We start from the raw sequence: 17,998 nt of genomic DNA on the forward strand, positions 1-17,998 counted from the left end.
ATATTACACCTTTATTTTATATTTTGAATTTTTTAAATATAATTGGATAAATTCCTATTCCAAAAAAGCTTATTACTGCATATCTAATGAATGCAAAAATTTGCCCAGTAGGTAATATAACTTTCAAACCTGTTTGTAAAATTAAAAGTATTAATACTCCAATTAAAACTCTAATTATCTTGTTCACTCTAGTTCCTTCTACTGAAAAATTAACATATTTCTTTTCTACAAACATCCCTATTAAAAATCCAAAATAAGTTCCTAATCCTTTTATGAAATCTGCAGAATGTGCAAATGTTAATGCTGGCAAAAACAATACAAATGTAATTAAATATAACAACATTTTATTTTCTATTCTTATATATAACTTGTAACATATCCAAGCTGTTAATACACCTAAAATTGCACCTACAATTACATCTTTAGGATAATGTACACCTAAATACAATCTTGAAAAACCAATCAATACTATCATTATAGTTGCTATTATATACATTGCTTTCTTTTTCATATAAATAGCCATTGATCCATAAAATGAAGCTGCTCCTTGTGTATGACCACTTGGAAATGAATATCCTGTTGCAGTTTCTTCTCTTAATGTTCTAATTCCCTCTTCACCTATAGGTCTTTTTAATTTGAAAATATCTTTAATAGCATTATTCACCAACACACTTGTTAATACTGAATATGCAATATATTCTCCAAATTTTTTATCTAATGCCCAATAAATTATTGATATTATTACAATTAAAACTATCTGCTCTCCACATATAGTAATTAATTGAAATAAAAAATCAAAAAATGGGTTTGAAATGCTTTGTATATGTCTTAAAATTTCTAATTCCATACTTCCTCCTTAAGTTTTTGATTTGAATGTTGTTTTTTCTCTTCCCCTCCTAAAGATTCTAAAGCAAATGCTACATATAATTGCGTGCTTATTAGTACAGCCTTTTCATCTATATTAAATTTGTCATTATGATTAGGATAATCCCTTCCTATTTCTTCATTACCGGCTCCTACAAAGACAAATACTCCTGGAATCCTTTTTTGATAAACAGAAAAATCCTCTCCTAACATCATTCTTGGAACCTTGATAATATCTTTTTCATCAAATATTTTTTTTGCAGCATCTAATGCTGTTTTAGTAACTTTTGGATCATTAATTACTGCTGGATGATGAGATATATCATACTCAACACTTGCAGTTGCTCCATATGCTATTGCTGTACTATATGCAATTCTTTTTATTGATGTTTGTATATGCTTTGTTGTGCTTGCATTAAAACATCTAATAGTTCCTTCAATAAAAGCCTCTCCCGAAATAATATTATGTGTTTCTCCTGACTTAATATGCCCAATAGTAACAACTGCAGAATTTAGCGGATCTATTTCTCTACTAATAATTGATTGTAAATTCATTACAATAGCTGCACAAACAATAGTTGCATCTATACATTGTTGAGGTTTACCTGCATGTCCAGATTTCCCTGTAATTTTAATAGTAAATTTATTAGAAGCAGCCATTCTAGGACCTTCTTCAATAGATATTTTACCACATTCAATATCTCCAAATACATGCAATCCAAAAATTTCTTCTACTTCATCTATATATCCATGCTCTGATATAAGCCTTGCACCACTGGAACATTCTTCTCCCGGTTGAAAAATCAAAACAATTTTTCCTGGTATATCATTTTCATATTTTTTCAAAATCATTGCAGCTCCAAGCAAGGATGCCATATGAGCATCATGTCCACAGGCATGCATTACTCCTTCATTTTCAGACTGATACCTTACCCCTGTATTTTCTTTAATTCTTAATGCATCCATATCTGCACGTAAAGCAATTACTTTCCCTTCTCCATGACCTATTGTTGCTACAACTTCTGTTCTTATTCCTTCTTCATATTTTACGTTTATTTTATCTAATTCTTCCTTTATTTTTCTCGAAGTTCTATGCTCTTGCATACTTAATTCCGGATATTTATGAAAATCCTTTCTTAGTCCAATTAGATAATTACCTATAAGCTTAGTTTCTTTTACAATATCCATAATACACCCCCCAATATAAAATTATATAATTTTATGAAAAAAATGTATATTATTTTATAAAATACATTTAACTTTCTGTAAAAATATGGTAATATCTATTTAGTAATTAATTTATAGAGGTGAGATTATGAAAAGAAAATTATTAACTTTATGTTGCACTACTGTACTATGCTTATCACTAATATCATGCGGATTAAAAAGCGCTATTACAGGTACTAATGCTGCTGATGACACTACTGATGATTCTTTAACTGCAACAGAAAATAACGACCAAACTTCTGAAGGTGATGGAGACATAACAAATGATCAGTCTACAGATGCGAATTCTGAATCTTCTACTGATTCTGTTCTTGCTAATAATGATTTTGTTGATAATTCAGATTCTACTTCAACAACTTCTTCAAATAATGATTCTATAAGTAGTTTAGTAACAACTACTGATTCTTCTAGTTCTTCAACTATTAGTAGAGATTGTAGAATTTTCTACTATAATAAAGTTGATTCAAAAACTTATTGTACAGATACCAAAGCACCAGTTACTGATAATGCTTTTGTTACTGCATTAACTGAAAAATTATATGAGGCACCAAATAATAATAGTAATTTTATAACAATTTCTAAAGATTATGGAGTTAAATCAGCTACATTAGATTATTCAACTAATGTGTTAACTGTAGTTTTCAATTCTAATTTCCTTGATGAAATGAAACTTAATGATACTGATTCTAAAGGTCTAATGGCTGCAATAGTAAATACTTACGGTTATAATTACCAAGTAAATAAAGTTGCTGTTTATTTTGGTAATGATCTATATACTGGTTTAGATGGAACAGCTGAAGCTGGGTATAGCACTGTAGATTATACTAATATATTAAAACTTGATTAATAAAAAATTTAGCAGCAAATATTACATAGTTTACATAATATAAACTGTGTAATATTCGCTGCTTTTTTCTTCATTATTTATAACTTTCATATTTAATATTAATGGTTATTAGTTGTTTTAAAGAAATTTCGTTTTATAACTAAAAAATCTTCCATATCATTTAAAAATTGAAGTAATTGCGCCCTACTTTCAAACTCTTCTCTAGATTTCGGTAATTCCATTCTTTTAAATTCACTTCTTAAGCTTTCTAAATCATTTAATAACTCTTCACAATCATTTATTTCTCTTATATTTTCTGAAACACATAATGTAAAATCAGACATAACCTTCATTTGTTCAACTGGTATATTAAATCTTTCAAAATGTAGTCTCATTCTTTTTATAGTATCAAATTGATTAATTCTCATATTTATATAATCTGTATAATATGATGAGCTTTTAAAAAAGTTATTATTTACGATTTTATATGCAGTTTCCTTACTTTCATACAATCGTTTTTCAACTTCATTTATAAGTTTTTGCTCATCAATATCAACTGTATGAGTTACTAACGACTTTGACATTTTATTTATTATAATTCTATAATGCTCTTCAATCCATTCTTTATCTTCTTTAAATTTATCCTCAAGTGAAGGCATAAAAATATTAGCAATAGCAGCTACACCAATTCCAATTATCATTAATAATATTTCATTAACTATTAATAAAGTTGTTATTCTATTTGCAACTAAAAAATGTGTTGATAATACCACAGCTGGAACCATTCCTTCCTGTACTTTTAACCTAGAAGTAAGTGGTATCAAAATTATTAAAAATAAACCAAAAGCTAATGCTCCATTTCCTAATACTCCATATAAAATTACTGATAATAATATTCCTAAACTACAAGCAATAATTCTTTTATAGCTTATAATTAATGCTTTTTTTCTAGTATCTTGTATACTTAATATAGAAATAACTGCACCTACTGTTGCGTATTGTAATCCTAGCATATTTCCTATAATTAATGCTACAGTTGCCGATATTGCCATTTTAAAAGCTAAATTATATATGTACTTAAAGTATTCCATTATTTTTCCCTTTTGTCCTCCCTACCATGTCTGATATGACATATTATATACTAAAAACAAAAACAGTGACAAGCATAGCTTGCCACTGATACATATCAGGTACACATAAAATTCCTTTTAACTAATTTAACCTTTTTCTAAATTTTACTTTTGTTTTCTAATCATCTTTAGTACGTTTTATATATTATTTAGAACTATAAAATTAAGCATTTCTTTTATATCATTAAATTCTATTCCGTAGCTCATATTAGGTCTTTTTATAACTATTATTTTTACATCATTTAATAATGCACTATCAATTTTCTCTTTCATCCCTCCTTCCTCTCCACTATCTTTAGTTATTAATGCTTTTATTTTATATTCCTTAATAATCCCATTATTAATTTCAAAGCCAAATGGTCCTTTAATTGCTATTATATTATCCATTGATATACCATTATCTAAAAGCTTGCTTATTACCTTTGGTGATGGTAGTATCCTATGAATCATTCTATTATTTTCACCTTTTAAATTCTCAATTTTTAAAGCATTATTACTTCCAGTTGTATTTAAAATATTTCCATCTATACTCTTGAATACTTCCTGTAACTCTTCATATGTTTCTACAAAAATAATATTTTCTACACTCTCTTCTTTTTTAATATTATTTTTACTTAAATTATGAAAAAAGCTTTTTCTTTCATATCTTATATAATCAATCTTCATCTCTTTACAAACCTTAATTAATGTCTTACTTACCTCGCTAGCATAAGGATGAGAAGCATCTACAAAAACTGTAATTCCAAATTTATTTATTAACTCCTTAAACTCTTCTTCATTTAGAGGCTTATAATTAAAATGCTTTGCCTTAAAATCCTTATAAATTTCATATCCATATTCAGTAGCTGTAGAAACAACTATTTCATCAGTATATTTATTTATATGTGATAAAATTTCCCTACCTTCCCCAGTTCCAAGAACAAACCCAATCATCAAATCACCACCTTTAATCAATGACAAGTTTCAAGTGTCAAGTTGTAGTATAAACTCCTTGGGAACTTTCTTGAAATACTTCCATAAATTCAGCCTAATCTAAATTTATTCCTTAACTTGCTACTTCTCACTTGTCACTATCCTATAACTCCAAACTACTAACTCAAAACTATTAACTTTTAACTAATTATAGACTCTTAACTAAACATCATATCCTCTAGGTGTAATAAACTTACCTTCTTTAACAAAGCTTTGAGAATTTCCTACAATAACTATAGAAAACATATCTACAACCTCTTCATCAAAGTTTTCTAAATTAAATAATTTATACTCTTGTCCATCTCTTAAAGCATGTCTAACTACCGCTACTGGAGTATTTAAATCTCTATATTCTTTAATTATTTCAATAGCTTCTCTTAAATAATGTGGTCTTCCCTTACTTCTTGGATTGTATAAAGAAATAATCATATCTGCATCAGCTGCATTTCTCACTCTCTTTTTAATTAATTCATACGGAGTCATTAAATCACTTAAACTTATATTACAATTATCATGCATAAGAGGCGCACCAACTACTGATCCAGCTGCACTTGAAGCTGTAACTCCAGTTATGATTTCAACATTTTCATCTTTTTGCATTTGAAGAATAAGCCCAGCCATTCCATAAATCCCTGAATCACCAGTACTTATTAAAGCTACAGTATTATCTTCTTTAGATAGCTCTAAAGCTTTTCTACATCTTGCTTCTTCGCCTCTCATTCCAGTAGAAAACAATTCTTTATTTTCTACAAGTGGCTTTATCATATCAATATATTTGTTATATCCAACAACAATATTACTTTCTTCTATAGCCTCCTTAGCTCTTAAAGTCATATGCTCTAGTCCCCCAGGGCCTATTCCTATAACATATAATTTTCCCATTTTAATCTCCTTAATTTAGCTCACCAATGGCTAATGTCATTCCATCTTTTTTTATCTTTTTTATAATTATATTTGCTCCAGCTAATTCAATAACTGGTTCACTTACAGCTGAAACTCCAATTGATTTTTTTACAAATTCGCTACCTTCATATTTATCTTCAATAGTTGCTATTTCATCCCTAGTAAAAAATCTAATATCACAATTTAAGAATTGTTTTAAACTTAATATAGCTTCTTCATCACTTTTAACATCTACAGATGCAATTAAGTTAACTGCCCTTAAATCAATATTTTTTTCCTTTAATGTCTCAGTAACAAATTCGTACATCTTCTTACTTTCAGTATTTCTTCTACAACCAATTCCTAATACTATATCTTTTCTAACTAGCTTTAGAATTGTGCTTTCATCATTTAATCCAGCTTCTTTATTTCCTATCTCATCATTTTCTTTATTGCACATTTTACTATAATTATTTTTCGAATTATCATTGTTATTAACTTTATTAGTTATCCACAACATATTACTTTTAATTTCATCAACTTGTGTATATCCTTTAGGGCAACTTATCTTATTTTTATCATCCTTAAAATAAACTTCTTCATTATTAACAAGTCTACTAGCAATTACTTTTGCTATTTTTAAGCTATCAATAACAAGATTATTATTCTTTGCTATAACATCAGGAGCTAAAATATTAATATTATCAGTTGCTGTTGTTATAACAGGTGTATTATTTAATATTTTAGATATGTTTAAAGCTAAATCATTTGCTCCACCCAAATGTCCTGAAACTAAGCTTATAGAAAACTTATTGCAAACATCCACCACAACTACAGCTGGATCTTTATCTTTGCCTTTTAAATGCTTTGATATTGCTCTTACTGCAATTCCTGTTGAACTTATAAATACTATAGAATCATATTTTTCAAAACACTCTTTAGTTATATCACTTAAGTTAAAATCACTTCTTTTAGATTTAAAGTATAAATCTCCACCAATTTGTGATTTTATTTTTTCTCCTAAAATATCACCTTTTTCAGTAACACTTATAATACAAATCATAATTACTTTTTAGCCTCTCTATACATATGAGTAAATGTTTTATCGTATAAAAGACTTTTTTCATAATCACAGTCAATAAAGTCTCCAACTAATATTTGAGCACATTTAGTAATCTTAGCTTCCTTAACCTTATCTGCAATATCATCTAAAGTTCCAATTATGCTTCTTTCATTATCCCAAGTTGCTCTTTCAATAACTGCTATAGGAACATTTCTTCCATATCCAGCTCTAAGCTTAGCTACCACTTTATCAATCATTGAAATTGATAAAAATATAGCCATTGAAGCTCCTATTTGTGCTAATTTTTCTAAATCCTCTGTTTCTGGTACTGGAGTTCTTCCTTCTACTCTAGTTAAAATTACTGTTTGAGTTACTGATGGAAGGGTAAATTCTTTTTTTATTGCCGAAGCTGCTGCAACAAAAGAACTAACTCCTGGCACTACCTCATATTCTATATTTAACTTATCAAGCTCATCCATTTGCTCCTTTATAGCTCCATATATTGATGGATCTCCAGTATGAAGTCTTACAATAGTCTTATCTTTATTTGTATCCATAACTTCAATAACTTCTTCTAAAGTCATCTTTGCCGAATTATATATTAATGCTTCTTCTTTACAATAATCCATATGCTCCTTAGCCACTAAAGAGCCTGCATATATAACTACATCCGCTTTTGTTAATATATCTCTCCCCTTAACTGTTATTAAATCAACATCTCCAGGCCCTGCCCCTATAAAATAAACCATAATTTTCTACTCCCTACTTGCTAATATTAGCGACATATAATCCCTAGCTTGTTTTATTTCTTCCTTGTCAGTTAATATAAGTTGTCCTTCTCTTCCTGCCCTACTTACATAAACATAATCAAATCCTTTTTCCTCTAAGAAATCTACTACAGTTTCTTCATGCTTATAAACCTTCATTATTACAACATATTTTTCATCTTTAATATCTTTAACTCTAGTTGCTGGTAATATCATAAGTGGATTATCCCCTACAACTAAAGTTCTATCAACTAAACTTGCAGCTGCACAAAATGAAGTTATTCCTGGTACTGTTTCAACATGGAAGCCTCTTTCTTCCATATGCTTTAACATATGAATATAAGTACTATAAACATAAGGATCTCCAATAGTTAAGAATGATACATTTTTACCTTCTTTTAATTTTTCTTCTATAAAATCATAAGCTTCCTTAGCTTTTTCAATTCTATTTTTCTTTCCCATTGGAAAATGTTTTATAACAACTTCAGTTCCTTCTTTTATATATTCTTTAGCTGTTTCTAAAGCTATACTTTCTCCACCCTCCATTGCACTTGGTGCAACTACAACATCACTATTTTCTATTGCTCTTACTGCCTTTACAGTTAATAACTCTTTATCTCCAGGTCCTACACCTATTCCATATAACGTTGATTTCATATTAATTTACACTCCTTATGCATTGAACAATATATATTGGATTATTTGCAATCATCATATAGCTTTGTCCTCTATTTTTACTTATATTTACTTGCGAAATATCTACTATGTAGTTTAACTTTTTCATAACTTCAATTGCTTTATATGCATTGTCTAAAGTTATAAAATTCATAACAATAGTACCTTCTTGAATTAATAATTCACTACACATTTCAATAATCTTTTCTAAACTTCCACCAGATCCACCAACAAATATTGAATCAAATCTTTTATCTTCTTTTATGTATTTTTCTAATATTTCTACAGCATCACCTTCATCTAATATCACATTAGTACAGTCAAACTTATCTAAATTAATTTTAGTTGTAGATATTGCATCTTCATCTCTTTCAATAGAATACACAACTCCATTACTTGAAATTTTAGAAGCTTGTACAGTTATTGTTCCTGTTCCTGAACCTACATCTAATACTGTAGAATTTTCTTTTAAATTCATCTTCCAAATACTTAATGCACGTATATCTTCTTTTGTCATAGGGCAATTGCCTCTTATGAATTCATCATCCTTAATTAAAATCATATATTTCTCCTAATTTAATTTTCTTCATTTTCTACAACTAATATAGACATATCGCTAAAGTCTACATTTATAAATTCCTCAGGCTTACCTTCTAAAATTCTCTCATTTTCATAAGATAAATACTCACCAATAATCACACTGCAATTAATATTATGTTCAATTAAAAGCTTACATAAATGTGCAGCATTATTTTTATTATCAGTTAGCCATATTGATAATTTATTTTGTTTAACTTTATCTATAAAATTTTCATTTCTTGCATGTACACTTCCTGTAAATGCATAAGACCAGCTTTTATTTAACTTAGTCGTTAAATATTGAAACGAGCTTAATCCAGGTATTACGACAATATTTCCTGGGTAATTCTTTTTTATATATTCGCTTATTCCAAAAAAAGTCGGATCTCCTGAAGCTACTAAAGCAATAGTCTTACCCTTTAAATTCCCCTTATCTTGCCCATTGCTATTAATATACTCCAAGGTTTCCTTTAATGAATTCATTACTATTTGGGGTTTATTAATGAACTCTAAATCATTAATAAGTCTTTCAAAACCAATAATAACATCACATTCATTTAATACCTCTATTGCCTTCTTTAATATATAATCTCTATTTCCTGGCCCCATTCCAACTATATAAAGCACAATTTTTCAACCTCCTATACTGATGAACGCTCTTATTACTTAAAACTTACTTTTTTCTATCACTTATTAACTGCTAACTAATCAAATTTTCCTAGTTTTGAAAGAGAATTATATAAAATCTTATAATCTGAAAATCCATAATACATTATTGCATCACATTTCATTTCGCCATAAGTATAAATTTTCATTCTTTCAACAATCTTATTTCCTATATTTTTATAAAGCTCATCATATCCTTCACCTAAGAACTTTACTGCACCTTCACTTGTTTTTTGCTCTAAAACTTTTTTAATAAGATTTGTATCATATCCTAAAAGTGCAAGCTCTAAAGCTATAACTTCAAGACGTACATCATTTACTCTGCTATGAGTATTAAAACATCCATAAGCAACTTTACTTACCTTCCCTATATGCCCTATAAGAACGACTTCTTTTATTTTAATTTCAGCACAACATTCCAATGCAAAACCTACAAAGTTAGATATTATAACTACTTCATCTTCTGAAAATCCATTATCATTTGCACACTTTTCACCTATATTCCCAAAAGTAAGAACTAATCTCTCCTTACCTCTTCCCTTTTGATTAATTTCAATTCGTATAGATTCCTTTAATGCTTCTTCTGACATTGGTTTAACTATTCCTGATGTTCCTAAAATAGAAATTCCTCCAACTATACCAAGCCTAGGGTTAAAGGTCTTTTTAGCAATTTCTTTTCCTTCAGGAACACTAATAGTTACCTTAATTCCACCTTCAATGTCACCAGGAAGATTTTCCATTACAGCTTCTTGAATAGTTTTTCTTGGAGTTGGGTTAATTGCATGAAGTCCTTTTTCTATAAATAACCCTTCTTTAGTAACTACTCCAACTCCTTCTCCTCCAACTAAAGTAAATCCACTATCTTGCTTTTCTACTCTTGCATAAATTTCTATCCCATCAGTTATATCTGGATCATCTCCACCATCTTTAATCACAGAAACTAAGCAATAATTTTCACCTTTTTCTATAGAATTTATAGGTATCTTTATCTCAATTCCCTTAGGTACTATTATGTCAACACTATTTAGAACTACATCATTAAAAAGCATAATTGTTGCTGCCTTTGCCGCTGCTGTTGCACATGATCCAGTAGTATATCCACATCTTAATTTCTTACCACCACTCATTACATAAAGATCTAGCATTCATCCTAACTCCCCACTTATTTAGTTACAAGTTACAAGTTGAAACTTGTCACTCCCTTAACTCAAAACTACTAACTCTTAACTACACAAGTCTACCTTTCAACAACGTTGTACATAAGAGCATTTACTATTGCTGCTGCAACTGTGCTTCCACCTTTTCTTCCCTTAACTCTAATATAAGGAACATTAAGTTCTTCTAAATTTTCCTTACTTTCTGCTGCTCCAACAAATCCTACTGGAACTGCAATAATTAACTTTGGCTTAGCTTTTCCATCTTTTATAAGCTCTTTTAATTTAAATAATGCTGTTGGTGCATTTCCAAATACAAAAATATCAACATTATCATTACAAGCCTTTTCTACAGCTGCCATTGAACGAGTTATTTGCTTTTCTTTAGCCTCTTTATGTACTTCTTCTAAATTTACATAACAAATAGCCTTTCCATTTAATTTTGATAAGGCTATTTTATTTATTCCTGATAATGCCATATTAGTATCTGTATAAATAATAAATGGTTTCTTAAAAATTTCTTTAGAAGCTTCTATCGCTCCTTTACTTATTTCTACTAAATCTTTGTATTCAAAATCTGCTGTTGTATGAATAGTTCTCTTTATTATAGACAATTCTTCTTTAGTGAAATTATGCTCACCCATTTCACCTTCTATAATTTTCATACTTGTATTTTCTATTTCCATTGGATTTTTAATATAGTCCATTTTTATTCACTCCAATTTTCTTATTTTAATAATCTCTTAATAAAATCTAAATTTCCAAAGAAATGCACATGTGGATATCCTGCTAATGTATTATTCTTTTTATATCCACATTTCCATTTAATTTCTTCGCCCGTATATGAAGTTTTTATTACATCATATATTGCCTCTTCATTTAAATTTACCTTTGACTTATGGAATTCATGACAATTAATTCTTATATCACCTAATGATACTGTTGCATAACCAAATCTATTTAGTCTTTTAGTCATTTCACTATTTCCTTTTAAGAATCCCACCATATCAACGCCATCTATATTTTCTGTTAAATACATTAATCCACCACATTCAGCATAACAATTCAATCCATTATCTAATGCTTGTTTTATGCTCTTAAGCATACTTGTATTCTTACTTAACTCTTCTTTAAATACCTCTGGATAGCCACCACCTAAATATAAAAAATCAATATTTTCTGGTAACTTTGAATCCTTAAGCGGGCTAAAGTAAATAACTTCACCAACTTCTTCTAATAACTCTATATTTTCTTTATAATAAAACCTAAAAGCTTCATCATAAGCTATTGCAATTTTCTTATTTTTATTTTCTAAATGATAATTATCATCGTACTTACTTATCTCCTTAAAACTTTCAATTATTTCAGTTAAATTTATATTTTCCTCAATAAGTTTAGCTAAATAATCTATCTTCTCATGTAAATTACCAACTTCTACACTTTGTACTAACCCTAAATGTCTACTTTCTAATTTAAGCTTTTCATCCTTTGGAATATATCCAAACACCTTTAAATTGCAGTGCATTTCAATTGCTGACTTTAATAAATTGTAGTAACTTTCACTAATACAATTTAAAATTACGCCTGAAATATTAGCATCCTTAAAATTTTTAATTCCATTAATTTCTGCACATAAAGTTATACTTTGTGCCTTTGGAGTAATTACTAATATAATTGGAGCATTATTTAATACTTTGGAAATACTATATGTTGAACATTCTTCAGTTAAACCTTTCCCATCATATAGTCCCATAACTCCTTCAACTACCGCTAAATCACCTTTTCCTCTTGAAAAACTTGCCTTAACCCCATCTTCTCCCATTAAATGCAAATCTAAATTTCTAGATACATTCCCTGTTATTTCAGTATGAAATCCTGAGTCAATATAATCCGGACCTACCTTATATCCTTGTACATCATAGCCTCTATTTTTTAATGCTTTCATTAATCCAAGAGTAACTGTAGTTTTTCCTCCACCACTACAATTGGATGAAATTATCATTGTTTTCATGCTTTATGTCTCCTTAACTTTTTACTTTTACCTTATGACCTTTTTTAGTTTGTCCAACACCGATATATCTATTGTTTATAAGATCTTCTATTCTATTTATATATAGCTCATTAAATTTTTCGTTTTCACCAAGCCCTTTCATATGCAAATTCACTTTAATACCTTCTTCTTCTAGCATAGACTTCCACGAATCTTCATCATCTGAAGCCATATCATTTCTTGCATGGTCGCCTGCAACCATCATTAATGGAGCTAAAGTTACTTCAGTTATATTTTTTCTTTTTAGTCTTCTAAGTACTGTTTCAAAATTAGGATATCCCTCAACTGTCCCAACAAATACATTTTCATATCCTTCATCTTCCAACACAGCTTGTAAACATCCATATACAGAATTTGATGGATGTGCAGTTCCATGTCCGACATACACTACAGCATTATTTTTCTCATATAATTCTTTTGTTGCTTCAATAAATAGTGAATAATCTTGTGGTAATTCCTCTATTCCTTGATAGTAAAAAATAGGTCTTCCTACTTTTAGAATGCTAAACTTATCCTTGAAAGCTTCTGCTATTTTATTTACATATATGAACTCTTCTCCAGGTATCATATGCAATGGTTGCATAATCACTTCTTCATATCCATCTTCATATAACTTTTCCATCATCTCCTCAGGTTTATCAACAAATATCTCATATTTTTCTTTTAATTTTTTTATTATCTTATGAGATGTAAATGCTCTATAAATATCATATTCACTGAAACTATTTCTTATTTGATTTTCAGCATTTTCAATTGTTTTCTCTAAAGTGTCTAAATAGCTTGTCCCAAAGCTAACTACTAATATTGCTTTTTTCATTATTTAAAATCTCCTAAAATTTATTTCAAATTATTTTTTCTTTAAATTTATTTATTCATTTTTATTTATTAACTAAAAAATCTAATTATGTTTATAAATTACTTTATAATAAAAAAATAAAAGCACCCTTCAATTAGGGTGCTTAAAAGACAACACAATATAACCAAAATTATACAGTTAGTAGTTTTTAGTTTTAGTTATCCTTAACTACTAAAACAACTCAAAACTACTAATTGAAAAAAGTATTTCTCACTTTTCTTCAATTTAGTTAGTAACAAACAACAAGTTACAAGTAACAAACTAATTTTAAAACCTCTTTTGGAGTTTCTTAAAATAAATTTCTGTAAATTCATCCTAAGCTAAATTTAGTCCTTAATTCTAAACTTATCACTTGAAACCTCTTACTTAACTTTCTATCATATCATCCTTACCTTCCCACCGAAGTATAGATTAAAATTTAGGCAGGTCTCCTGGCTTTAACTTCATCCTCTTCTCATACCTTCCCAGTTTTTAACCACCAGTGGATTTATTTAGAGATTTGTCCATTATTACAGTAGCGGGGGCTGCAGTGGCATTTAACCACTTTCCCTTTTAATTTAAAATTATAATACTAAAAATCTATAATTTTAAAACCTAAATTCTTTATTATTCAATTATATATCTCATTAAATAATAAAACAGATGATAAATCAAGTTATTTTTATAAATGCATCTATTTTTGAAAAATAATTTAAACTACTTCTTTTTCTTATTAACTATAATTGCTGTTGCTGATCCACTTACTGTTATAATGACTAATAATCCTATAATAATTTTAATTATCGTTGAATTACTATTAAAACCACTTCCGCCGTCAACTGTAACACTAATACTTTTTGTAGTAACTAACCCCTTACTATCAGTTACTTCGTAAGTTACTTTGTATACTCCCTTTTTGCTTACATTCACTTCATTTTCTTTAACAATAATCTTATTTGTTAAATTTCCATCTTCATCATCTAATGCTGTAACACCATCTAATGGATCAAAATATCTACCTTTTTCTAATGTAATGTCATTCGCATTAATAATTGGTGGTTTATTTTCTCCACTCATCTTATCTTCTGATTCAACAACAACCATCATTGCTTTATTTACCTTGTTTCCATTACTATCAATAATCTCATAAGTTACATGATAATTACCTTCAATACTTGTATCAACATTATTATATATAACCATAACCTTATTAGTTATATCTCCATCTTCTTTATCAGTTGCTGCTACCCACTCTAATGGATTAAATTTCGTATCTAATGCTATAGAAATATCATTGCAGTATATAACTGGTACATCTCCTGTTGAAGTTACTTTATTTCCATTATTAAAATTTTTAACTTTTACTTTAATTACACAAGATGCTGAAGTTCCCATGCTATCAGTAACCTTATATCCAACTTTATATATGCCTTCTTTATATACATTAACATAATTATATACTACTATAATCTTTCCTGTTATATCTCCATCTTCTTTATCTGAAGCACTTACCATTGCATATGGATTATACTTTTCACCTAAAGCTACTGTTATATTATCAGCATATATAATTGGTCTTGTATTACTTTTTGGTACAACATTAATATATATTTCCTTAGTAACTCTATACCCAGCACTATCACTTACTTCAAAAGTAACTGAATACTTTCCTACTACACTTATATCAACCATATTTTCAATAACTCTTATTTTTGAAGTTAAATCTCCATCTTCAGTATCATATGCATTTACTCCATTTAATGGATTAAAGCTTTCTCCTTGTTTAATAGTTCTATCACTTGCATTTATATATGGAGCCTCATTTTCTTTTTCTAAGGGTTTAACAACTGTAACTTCAATAGTTTTCCTTGTCTTACCTCCATCTTTATCCTTTATCTCATAAGTTACTACATATACTCCTTCTTTATTGACATCAACATTACTTGATACAACAATAATATCATTAGTTATATCTCCGTCTTCTTCATCAATTGCTTTTATACCATCTAACTCATTAAATTTATTTCCTAATTCTATTGTTTTATTTTCTGCATTTATTATTGGTAATGTATTTACTACTTCTTCACCTTTTTGTACTGTTATTGATATTGTTTTAGTTGCTTCTTTATTATCATTATCTTTTACGTAATAAGTTACCTTATATTTTCCTTGCTCATTTGGATTTACTTCATTTTCTTTTATTTCAATTTTATCTGTTAAATCTTCTCCATTATTTGACTTAGCAGTTACTCCATCTAGTGGATCAAACTTATCACCAACATTTATTGTTTTATCATTAGCATCTATTATAGGTAAGTTTTCAGACTCATCTCCTGTTACAACTGCTCCTTCATTTGATTTATCTTCATCCTTGCTATCTGTTGGTTCTTCCTCTGTATTATCTTTATTTTCACTATTGTCTATAACTTCATCACTTGGCTCTTCTTCTATTACTGATGAATCTGATGTATTCTCATCACTATTAATTTCAGAGTTCTCTGCCTCATTATTATCTACTACTTGATTTTCAATAATTGGTTCTGTAACCTCTTGTATATTTTCTTCTGAAACACTTCCTAACGAACCTTTTTCTACTACATTTCCATTTACCTTTACTATTTCTAATGTAGTGATTTCTTTTAACTCTCCTATATTCTCACATTTAACATTTCCTAAATTTATTTCTTTTAAGTTGCTAATTTCCTTTAATAAAGAAAATGACTTTATCTCTATATTTTCTAAATCACTATGCTCATTTTGTAATGCTTCTATATCTATCTTAGTTATTGCTTTTAATTCATCTTTTTTTATAGATTCATCTGATAATTTACCTAAAGTATAAAGTACTATTTTAAATAAATTGGAATCATAATCACCAGGATTTAAATTATTTTCGTCACTAACATTTTCCCCATCTTGATATACTTCACCTTCATTTAATTGTATATCCTTATCCTTAGTATCCTCCTCCCCCATACCTAAAACTTCTTCTGATTCGCTACTAGTCCCGGCCTCATCATTACCTTCGGCCTTAACATAAATACTTGTACATAACAATGTTACTATTATTACGCTACTTAAAAATATTGATAATAACTTCTTCTTCATACATTCCCCCATTATATTTAGAAGTAATATACTACATGCTATGATAAATTTTATGTTATGCTACCAACTGTATTCCTTTTGTATCAAAAAACACCTTCAATATTAAAAATTAATATTGAAGGTGTTTTTACATTTTAATATTATTTTATCTATTCTTTATCCTTATATTTTAGAATAACTTTATCTTTATTTTCCCCTAAAAATATATCTAAGTAAGCTAATCTATTAAAGCAAAATTCCTCTATTAACTTTTCACTCTCTTCTCTTATATAATAATCATGAGTATATCTATTTCTTAGCTTTACAGCCATTGAAAGATATCCTTTAAGCTTATCATCAAAAAAAACATCTCCCATGCTTTATCAATAAGTCCTGTAGCCGATATTGAACTTTTTAGTTTTCCATCATTAACTATTATATAACTTTCACACATATCAACTATATATTCAGTGAAATCTTGAAAAAATGCAAACATTGCTCTTCTCATAATTCTACTATTATTTTTTTATATTCAGCTATTGCCTCTTTAAGGTCTTCTAAATTATCATATGCACTTTGATATTTTTCTAAAAACTTTTCTTTCTTATATCTATAGTATGGATTCATCAATAATACCTCCAAAGTAACTGTACTGTTCATCTATTTTTAAAGTTTTTTCTAACTTTTCATTATTTCGTGCAGCTTTTAAAACATAATGATTAAAATCATACCATCTTTCTTCTTTTAATATATACTTATTATCGCTATCTACTGCCATACGTGCATATTTATTTCCAAAATCATTAAATAATACAAAGGTCAAATGAATATTGTTATAATTATAAAACTTACTAGCTATTTTCTTTATTTCATCTTCTATATCAAATGTATCTAAAAAAGTAACTTTCGGTGCAGTTACAACAAGTAAATCTATATCACTTCTATCTTTTATCCAATCATCTGTACCATAACTTCCGAATTCACATATAGCTATAATTTCATTATGTTTACTAATTGCCTTAATAAATTCTCCCTTATCCATATAAACCTCATTATTTTTACTCACTTATCTATATTATATCCTAAATAATTACTTTGTTAAACTAATGTATTAAGCTTAGATTTTAGAGAATAAATTTATTTATATTTGACGAATTGTCAAGCTAAGTGCAACACTTAGCTTGTTCTTCGTTAAATGCTTCTAACGGTGTCTTGTATCCA

Annotated in this window: 20 protein-coding genes and 1 riboswitch; of the genes, 1 reads left to right on the forward strand and 19 read right to left on the reverse strand. The window is 28.3% G+C overall.

Going from position 1 to position 17,998, the window contains the following annotated elements; all coding sequences use genetic code 11:
• Nucleotides 1–16 precede the first annotated feature (16 nt).
• Together ABUA17_RS14085 and ABUA17_RS14090 are read right to left on the reverse strand one after the other, a co-directional pair.
• Nucleotides 17–847: a phosphatase PAP2 family protein gene (locus tag ABUA17_RS14085; RefSeq protein ID WP_042398099.1), complete on the reverse strand. Its 831-nt coding sequence runs from the start codon at nt 845–847 to the stop codon at nt 17–19.
• Nucleotides 838–2,052, reverse strand: a complete 1,215-nt coding sequence (locus ABUA17_RS14090; RefSeq protein WP_042398097.1) for a M20 metallopeptidase family protein — start codon at nt 2,050–2,052, stop codon at nt 838–840. Before ABUA17_RS14090 ends, ABUA17_RS14085 begins: the two co-directional genes overlap by 10 nt.
• Nucleotides 2,053–2,179: 127 nt before the next feature.
• Between ABUA17_RS14090 and ABUA17_RS14095 the strand changes: the two genes are divergently transcribed.
• Complete coding sequence (locus ABUA17_RS14095; protein WP_055291629.1) at nt 2,180–2,938, forward strand: GerMN domain-containing protein; 759 nt, start codon at nt 2,180–2,182, stop codon at nt 2,936–2,938.
• A gap of 98 nt (nt 2,939–3,036) precedes the next feature.
• Here ABUA17_RS14095 and ABUA17_RS14100 read toward each other — a convergent pair whose 3' ends face one another.
• The 17 genes from ABUA17_RS14100 to ABUA17_RS14180 form a co-directional block, all read right to left on the reverse strand.
• Nucleotides 3,037–4,008 (reverse strand): aromatic acid exporter family protein, encoded by a 972-nt coding sequence (locus ABUA17_RS14100; RefSeq protein ID WP_042398090.1) that lies wholly within the window; start codon nt 4,006–4,008, stop codon nt 3,037–3,039.
• Between the two features lie 177 nt (nt 4,009–4,185).
• Complete coding sequence (locus ABUA17_RS14105) at nt 4,186–4,980, reverse strand: cobalt-precorrin-6A reductase (RefSeq protein ID WP_055275497.1); 795 nt, start codon at nt 4,978–4,980, stop codon at nt 4,186–4,188.
• A gap of 201 nt (nt 4,981–5,181) precedes the next feature.
• Nucleotides 5,182–5,901: a precorrin-3B C(17)-methyltransferase gene (cobJ, locus tag ABUA17_RS14110; protein WP_055275500.1), complete on the reverse strand. Its 720-nt coding sequence runs from the start codon at nt 5,899–5,901 to the stop codon at nt 5,182–5,184.
• 10 nt (nt 5,902–5,911) lie between these two features.
• Complete coding sequence (locus ABUA17_RS14115) at nt 5,912–6,964, reverse strand: cobalt-precorrin 5A hydrolase (protein ID WP_055291630.1); 1,053 nt, start codon at nt 6,962–6,964, stop codon at nt 5,912–5,914.
• Between the two features lie 2 nt (nt 6,965–6,966).
• Entirely contained in the window at nt 6,967–7,713 is a 747-nt protein-coding gene (cobM, locus tag ABUA17_RS14120; RefSeq protein ID WP_042398076.1) for a precorrin-4 C(11)-methyltransferase, read from the reverse strand.
• Nucleotides 7,714–7,719: 6 nt separating this feature from the next.
• Nucleotides 7,720–8,388 (reverse strand): cobalt-factor II C(20)-methyltransferase, encoded by a 669-nt coding sequence (locus ABUA17_RS14125; RefSeq protein ID WP_042398073.1) that lies wholly within the window; start codon nt 8,386–8,388, stop codon nt 7,720–7,722.
• Between the two features lies 1 nt (nt 8,389).
• On the reverse strand, nt 8,390–8,968 hold the full coding sequence (gene cbiT, locus ABUA17_RS14130; protein WP_055275502.1) for a precorrin-6Y C5,15-methyltransferase (decarboxylating) subunit CbiT: 579 nt from the start codon (nt 8,966–8,968) through the stop codon (nt 8,390–8,392).
• 14 nt (nt 8,969–8,982) lie between these two features.
• Nucleotides 8,983–9,612 carry a precorrin-6y C5,15-methyltransferase (decarboxylating) subunit CbiE gene (gene cbiE, locus ABUA17_RS14135; RefSeq protein WP_055275504.1) on the reverse strand — a complete coding sequence of 210 codons (630 nt, stop codon included), beginning with the start codon at nt 9,610–9,612 and terminating at the stop codon, nt 8,983–8,985.
• 77 nt (nt 9,613–9,689) lie between these two features.
• A complete protein-coding gene (gene cbiD, locus ABUA17_RS14140) occupies nt 9,690–10,796 on the reverse strand; it encodes a cobalt-precorrin-5B (C(1))-methyltransferase CbiD (RefSeq protein WP_042398067.1) in 1,107 nt (368 codons plus the stop codon).
• A 92-nt stretch (nt 10,797–10,888) separates the two neighbouring features.
• Nucleotides 10,889–11,512 carry a precorrin-8X methylmutase gene (locus ABUA17_RS14145; RefSeq protein ID WP_042398062.1) on the reverse strand — a complete coding sequence of 208 codons (624 nt, stop codon included), beginning with the start codon at nt 11,510–11,512 and terminating at the stop codon, nt 10,889–10,891.
• Nucleotides 11,513–11,532: 20 nt separating this feature from the next.
• A complete protein-coding gene (locus ABUA17_RS14150; protein ID WP_042398060.1) occupies nt 11,533–12,816 on the reverse strand; it encodes a cobyrinic acid a,c-diamide synthase CobB in 1,284 nt (427 codons plus the stop codon).
• A 13-nt stretch (nt 12,817–12,829) separates the two neighbouring features.
• Nucleotides 12,830–13,672 carry a sirohydrochlorin cobaltochelatase gene (locus ABUA17_RS14155; protein ID WP_042398057.1) on the reverse strand — a complete coding sequence of 281 codons (843 nt, stop codon included), beginning with the start codon at nt 13,670–13,672 and terminating at the stop codon, nt 12,830–12,832.
• Nucleotides 13,673–14,115: 443 nt separating this feature from the next.
• Nucleotides 14,116–14,324: riboswitch (cobalamin riboswitch) on the reverse strand.
• A gap of 83 nt (nt 14,325–14,407) precedes the next feature.
• Nucleotides 14,408–16,798, reverse strand: coding sequence for an immunoglobulin-like domain-containing protein (locus ABUA17_RS14160; protein WP_055291631.1), 2,391 nt, complete (start codon nt 16,796–16,798; stop codon nt 14,408–14,410).
• A 149-nt stretch (nt 16,799–16,947) separates the two neighbouring features.
• The gene (locus tag ABUA17_RS14165; RefSeq protein ID WP_242833241.1) at nt 16,948–17,154 is read right to left on the reverse strand and encodes a hypothetical protein; all 207 of its coding nucleotides are present in this window, start codon (nt 17,152–17,154) and stop codon (nt 16,948–16,950) included.
• Nucleotides 17,100–17,285: a hypothetical protein gene (locus ABUA17_RS14170; RefSeq protein WP_242833240.1), complete on the reverse strand. Its 186-nt coding sequence runs from the start codon at nt 17,283–17,285 to the stop codon at nt 17,100–17,102. The genes ABUA17_RS14165 and ABUA17_RS14170 overlap by 55 nt, the downstream gene beginning before the upstream one ends.
• The gene (locus ABUA17_RS14175; RefSeq protein WP_260457792.1) at nt 17,282–17,404 is read right to left on the reverse strand and encodes a hypothetical protein; all 123 of its coding nucleotides are present in this window, start codon (nt 17,402–17,404) and stop codon (nt 17,282–17,284) included. The genes ABUA17_RS14170 and ABUA17_RS14175 overlap by 4 nt, the downstream gene beginning before the upstream one ends.
• Nucleotides 17,388–17,819, reverse strand: coding sequence for a nucleotidyltransferase domain-containing protein (locus tag ABUA17_RS14180; RefSeq protein ID WP_042398054.1), 432 nt, complete (start codon nt 17,817–17,819; stop codon nt 17,388–17,390). The genes ABUA17_RS14175 and ABUA17_RS14180 overlap by 17 nt, the downstream gene beginning before the upstream one ends.
• Nucleotides 17,820–17,998: the final 179 nt, after the last annotated feature.

The sequence above is a fragment of the Clostridium sp. RTP31139st1_H3_RTP31139_211217 genome (assembly GCF_040227035.1).
Lineage (GTDB): Bacteria > Bacillota > Clostridia > Clostridiales > Clostridiaceae > Clostridium > Clostridium saudiense.

Coding starts and splice junctions, on each gene's coding strand:
- ABUA17_RS14160 (WP_055291631.1), bottom strand. CDS start 16,798: ATGAAGAAGAAGTTATTATCAATATTTTTAAGTAGCGTAATAATAGTA.
- ABUA17_RS14170 (WP_242833240.1), bottom strand. CDS start 17,285: ATGAGAAGAGCAATGTTTGCATTTTTTCAAGATTTCACTGAATATATA.
- ABUA17_RS14100 (WP_042398090.1), bottom strand. CDS start 4,008: ATGGAATACTTTAAGTACATATATAATTTAGCTTTTAAAATGGCAATA.
- ABUA17_RS14150 (WP_042398060.1), bottom strand. CDS start 12,816: ATGAAAACAATGATAATTTCATCCAATTGTAGTGGTGGAGGAAAAACT.
- cbiT (WP_055275502.1), bottom strand. CDS start 8,968: ATGATTTTAATTAAGGATGATGAATTCATAAGAGGCAATTGCCCTATG.
- ABUA17_RS14115 (WP_055291630.1), bottom strand. CDS start 6,964: ATGATTTGTATTATAAGTGTTACTGAAAAAGGTGATATTTTAGGAGAA.
- ABUA17_RS14090 (WP_042398097.1), bottom strand. CDS start 2,052: ATGGATATTGTAAAAGAAACTAAGCTTATAGGTAATTATCTAATTGGA.
- cobJ (WP_055275500.1), bottom strand. CDS start 5,901: ATGGGAAAATTATATGTTATAGGAATAGGCCCTGGGGGACTAGAGCAT.
- ABUA17_RS14085 (WP_042398099.1), bottom strand. CDS start 847: ATGGAATTAGAAATTTTAAGACATATACAAAGCATTTCAAACCCATTT.
- cbiD (WP_042398067.1), bottom strand. CDS start 10,796: ATGCTAGATCTTTATGTAATGAGTGGTGGTAAGAAATTAAGATGTGGA.
- ABUA17_RS14165 (WP_242833241.1), bottom strand. CDS start 17,154: ATGGGAGATGTTTTTTTTGATGATAAGCTTAAAGGATATCTTTCAATG.
- ABUA17_RS14175 (WP_260457792.1), bottom strand. CDS start 17,404: ATGAATCCATACTATAGATATAAGAAAGAAAAGTTTTTAGAAAAATAT.
- cobM (WP_042398076.1), bottom strand. CDS start 7,713: ATGGTTTATTTTATAGGGGCAGGGCCTGGAGATGTTGATTTAATAACA.
- ABUA17_RS14095 (WP_055291629.1), top strand. CDS start 2,180: ATGAAAAGAAAATTATTAACTTTATGTTGCACTACTGTACTATGCTTA.
- ABUA17_RS14180 (WP_042398054.1), bottom strand. CDS start 17,819: ATGGATAAGGGAGAATTTATTAAGGCAATTAGTAAACATAATGAAATT.
- ABUA17_RS14105 (WP_055275497.1), bottom strand. CDS start 4,980: ATGATTGGGTTTGTTCTTGGAACTGGGGAAGGTAGGGAAATTTTATCA.
- ABUA17_RS14145 (WP_042398062.1), bottom strand. CDS start 11,512: ATGGACTATATTAAAAATCCAATGGAAATAGAAAATACAAGTATGAAA.
- ABUA17_RS14155 (WP_042398057.1), bottom strand. CDS start 13,672: ATGAAAAAAGCAATATTAGTAGTTAGCTTTGGGACAAGCTATTTAGAC.
- ABUA17_RS14125 (WP_042398073.1), bottom strand. CDS start 8,388: ATGAAATCAACGTTATATGGAATAGGTGTAGGACCTGGAGATAAAGAG.